The sequence below is a fragment of the Neolewinella lacunae genome (genome assembly GCF_014349155.1).
Taxonomy (GTDB): domain Bacteria; phylum Bacteroidota; class Bacteroidia; order Chitinophagales; family Saprospiraceae; genus Neolewinella; species Neolewinella lacunae.
On sequence record NZ_JACSIT010000127.1, the window covers coordinates 269 to 4,711 of the forward strand.

A 4,443-nucleotide genomic window follows, 5' to 3' on the forward strand; every position below is an offset into this window, starting at 1 on the left:
GCGGACGTTGACGTGAGCAACCCTTACGCTGCGGCCTTCCCCGAGGTGTACAATGCCAACGACCTGACGGGCAGCATCCTGGATGCGGACTTCGTAGCCTTCGCTTACGGTGACGTAGTGGGCAATGGACGTTCTACGGCCTCCATCGAAGCTGCTGACGCGCAGTTGGAAGCTGGTCAGATGCACACGATGGAAATCCGCAGCACTGAGCTGGCGGGCTTCCAGGGTACGATCGAACTGGCCGCTGGCCTGGAGCTGGTGACGGCCAGCTACGCAGGCGAAGGCGCGATCAACCTGAACCGTGCCGGTGACGGCCTGGTGGCGGTAGCCCTGCGGGGTGCTGATGCGGTGCTGACGCTGGAAGTGATGGCTACGGCTGCGGGTCGCCTGAGCGAGTTGGTGAGCCTGACGGACGAGATCACGGTTCGGGAGGGTGTGAACCTGAACGGAACGGGTGGTGCGCTGACGCTGTCGTTCACGACGGCAGAAGTGGCCACGGGCCTGAATGCCCTGCTGCAGAACACGCCGAACCCGGTACGCGGTGAGACGGTGATCCGCTACGAGCTGGCCGTTGCCGGTGCCGCGACGCTGACGGTACAGGATGCCGCTGGCCGCCTGATCCTGACGCGCAAGCTGGAGGCTACGGCTGGCCGCAACCAGGTGACGCTGACGGCAGCGGAGCTGGGTGCGGCGGGTGTACTGACGTACACGCTGACGGCAGGAGACTTTACCGCTACCCGCAAGATGGTGGTGGTTCGGTAGGACTGGAATGATGGGTTGCCTTGTAAGAGGTGACCTGATGGAAAGCCCCGCTGCTCCCTGGTTGGAGTGGTGGGGCTTTTCTTTTTTGGTGGTAGGACCTGCGGTCCTGGTGGTCGGGCTGAAGCCGCGACAATACCTTGGGGGTGGGGCTAACGCCTTGACAATACCTTGCTCTCTTTTCCTTTGCCTTGCACCTGCGGCCGCGCCCAAATGCGCAAAAATTGTTTGAACATTTTTTTTAAATGAAGTTACACCGCCAATGGTTACCACCTTATCTAAAATTTTGTTTATTTTTGGCCCTGTGGCAGGATCACTAGTAAAATTGATGTTTCTGCTGGCCTTATAATCTCGAACTTTAAAGACGACCCAATGAAGAATTTTTTACTTAAGGTAGGCCGATCCGGCCTAGCTCTCCTACTTATACTAGGCGGGCTTACTGCATTTGCCCAACCAGCAAATGATGATTGCGAGAACGCCATCCCTGTTGAACTAGGCGTTCCGTTTTCTGGCGATAACACGGGAGCTACCGCTGATGACATTCCCTTGGTGGGAGGTTTTTGTGGAGACTACCAGGTCAATGATGCCTCTGACCCTGGCGTCTTCTTTTCCTTTGTTGCGCCAGCCGGACCGGTGAACATCATTTTTATGGGGACTTCAGATACCCGCTTGGCGGTTCTCTCAGGCACCTGTGATACGGAATTAAACTGTGTAGCCACCGTTTTTCAAACGGGGGGGACTACCATCCTTGCGAACCTGATGCTCAACCCCGGCGAAACCTATCTCGTAGTGGTAGACCCTCTTTCCGGCGGCGAAGGGATGTTTATGGTGGAAGCCTGTAACAACGAGGTGGTTTGTAACGACTTCACCGTTACCCTCGATGACAATGGCATGGCTTCGGTTACTGCGATGGACCTTGCAATGACCACTTGTGACCAAAACGGTATCATGCTTTCACAAAGCGAGTTCAGTTGTGACGATGTCGGCGAAGTAGTTGTCACGGTGTCCCAGGTTGACAATGGTGGTGCTACCCTTACTTGCGAATCTACGGTTACCGTTGTTGATGATGGTAGAATAGTTTTCCCCGATACCACCGTTTACGTAAGCGCTGAGTCTTGTGAAGTGGTGGTTGAATTCCCGAACGCGGCTGGTGGAACGCCCCCTACTTTTTTCCAGGGTTTTGAAGATCCGGCCTTCGCGCTTGGTGGGGACGACTGGAACTCGTTTTTCAGTTCGCTCACCCGGGAAATTTCTGGTACGGATGGTATTCCTTCTGCCACTGGTGCTGCGCACGGTGTAGCGGATACGGTGGGCAGTACGGCTGGCCAAACGGGGATTTTCTCTCGTTTAGGTGGTTACTCTACTTCCTTTGGTACTGGCTTTACGGTATCGCTGGACGTCTACATGAACCTCAGTGATCCTGGGGTAATTAACGATACTTACGGGTGGGATTTATCTGCGGCGGCCAGCAACCAAAGCGGGACCCATCTGCGGGATTTCATTTTCCATACCGCCTCTGACGGTATGGGGGGCATTTTGGTAGGGGGAAGTAACAATACCAACTTCACCCGCCGTAACGACTTGGCTACCATTAATGGTGGCAACAACTACACCATTACGACTACAGGCTGGTACACCTTTGAGTTTGTTTTCCGCAACCAAGCTGGTTCGCTGGCGGTAGACTTGAACCTGCGCGATGCGATGGGTACGGTGTTGTTCACGGAAACCCGCTTCAACGTAGCCGATGATATTGCTACGATTGTTGGCGGTAATCGCTACCTGTGGTTCACCTTCCTGGAGGTAGAAACCCTGGCCATTGACAATACTTCACTGACTTATGCTCCTGCCGGACCGCAGTACACGTTTGACCCCGCTAGTGGTTCCGCATTCCAACTCGGGGAAACCGAGGTTATTGCTACGAATGTCATCAGTGGATGTACGGACACTTTCTTGGTGACTGTGCTTGATACCATTGCCCCCGTCATCATCTGTGAAGCCATTGAAGTGGCCCTAGACAGCACGGGCAACGTAACGATTGAAAACGGTGACGCCGTTGTCAGCATCGAGGACAACTGTGGCGGCAATCTTTCTGGTCCCTTCACCGTAGGTGGTCCGACCGCCCGGATGTTCGATTGCCTGGACGCCGACTCCACTTACCAGCGTACGGTGGTAGCTACGGATATGAGCGGCAACCAGGGCAGCTGCACCTACGAGGTGACCATCATCGACACGATTGTCCCCGTCATCGTCTGCGAAGCCATTGAGGTGGCCCTAGACAGCATGGGCATGGCGACGATCGAAAACGCTGATGCCGTAGTCAGCATTTACGACAACTGCCCCGACGACCTTTCTGGTCCCTTCACCGTGGGTGGTCCCGCCGCCCGCACCTTCGATTGCTCTTTTGCCGATTCTACATTCCAGCGCACCGTCGTCATCACCGACGCCAGCGGCAACCGCGGCGAGTGCACCTACGATGTCACGGTGATTGACAATATCGTCCCAGTCATCGTCTGCGAAGCCATCACGGTGGCCCTCGACAGCATGGGCACGGCGATGATCGAAAACGACGACGCCGTGGTGAGCATCTACGACAACTGCCCCGATGACCTGAGTGGTCCTTTCACCGTGGGTGGCCCCGCTGCCCGCACCTTCGACTGTTCCTTTGCCGATTCTACCTTCCAGCGGACGGTGGTCATCACCGACGCCAGCGGCAACCGCGGTGAGTGCACCTACGATGTCACGGTGGTCGATAATATCGCCCCCGTCATTGTCTCTTGCGTAACGGATACGACCATTTACCTGGACGAAAACGGCTTTGCTTCCATCGCTCCCGGCGAATTGCTGGTAACCTTTGATGCCTGCCCACCCCTGGTACTGGTAGGCAACCCATTGGTGGCCTTCGACTGTGCTTCAGCTGGTGAGTCTTTCGTATTCAATGAGTCTGACGTCGACGCTTCCGGCAACGTAAGCGAGGTGTGTACCATCACGATCACGGTACTCGACACGGTTCCCCCCGTTGCCCTGTGCCAGGACGTAACGATTGAACTGGACGAAGAAGGCAATGCCTCCATCGCCGCTGGTGCTACGGGTACGCCTACTGCCGTAACGCAGGTTACGGGGATGCTGGACGGCATGGATCCTACCTTTAACCGTCCCGTTGGCGGCCCGGGTGCTTGTAGCCCCTCTGGTGTGGGTACCAACGTGTTTTACGAGACGTTCAGCTTCACGATCAGTGCGGCTGATATGTACACTTTTGCCTTCAGCGGTGTTGACGACCTGACCGCAGCGTTGTACGGTGGTGGTTTCGACCCTGCTGCTCCCTGTGCCAATATTCTGGCTTACAACGACGATGGCAACGGCAACCTTGATCCGCTGATCATCATTCAACTCGACCTCGTTCCCGGAGACTACACGATGGTAATCACCACCTTCGGCAACGGAGCAACCAGTGATTACACTATGGACATCAGCAGCGCCAACGGCGGCCAGGTCTTCGCGGCCGGCGGCGGTGGCGGCAGCAGCGATGCACCGCTGGTCGACAACGGTTCTTCTGACGCCTGTGGCATCGAGACCTACGCCGTCAGCCAGGCGGACTTCACCTGCGCCAACGTAGGCCCCAACGAAGTTACCCTGACGGTAACGGACGTTAACGGCAACAGTTCCACCTGCACGGCCACGGTAACG

At 56.3% G+C, this 4,443-nt stretch carries 2 protein-coding genes; both read left to right on the forward strand.

The features are described from left to right. Positions 1-762, forward strand: a 762-nt coding sequence (locus tag H9S92_RS14035; protein WP_187467332.1) for a T9SS type A sorting domain-containing protein, incomplete at its 5' end; no start/stop codon positions are given. A gap of 645 nt (positions 763-1,407) precedes the next feature. Further along, positions 1,408-4,443: hypothetical protein (locus H9S92_RS14040; protein WP_187467333.1), on the forward strand; the 3,036-nt coding region annotated here is incomplete at its 3' end.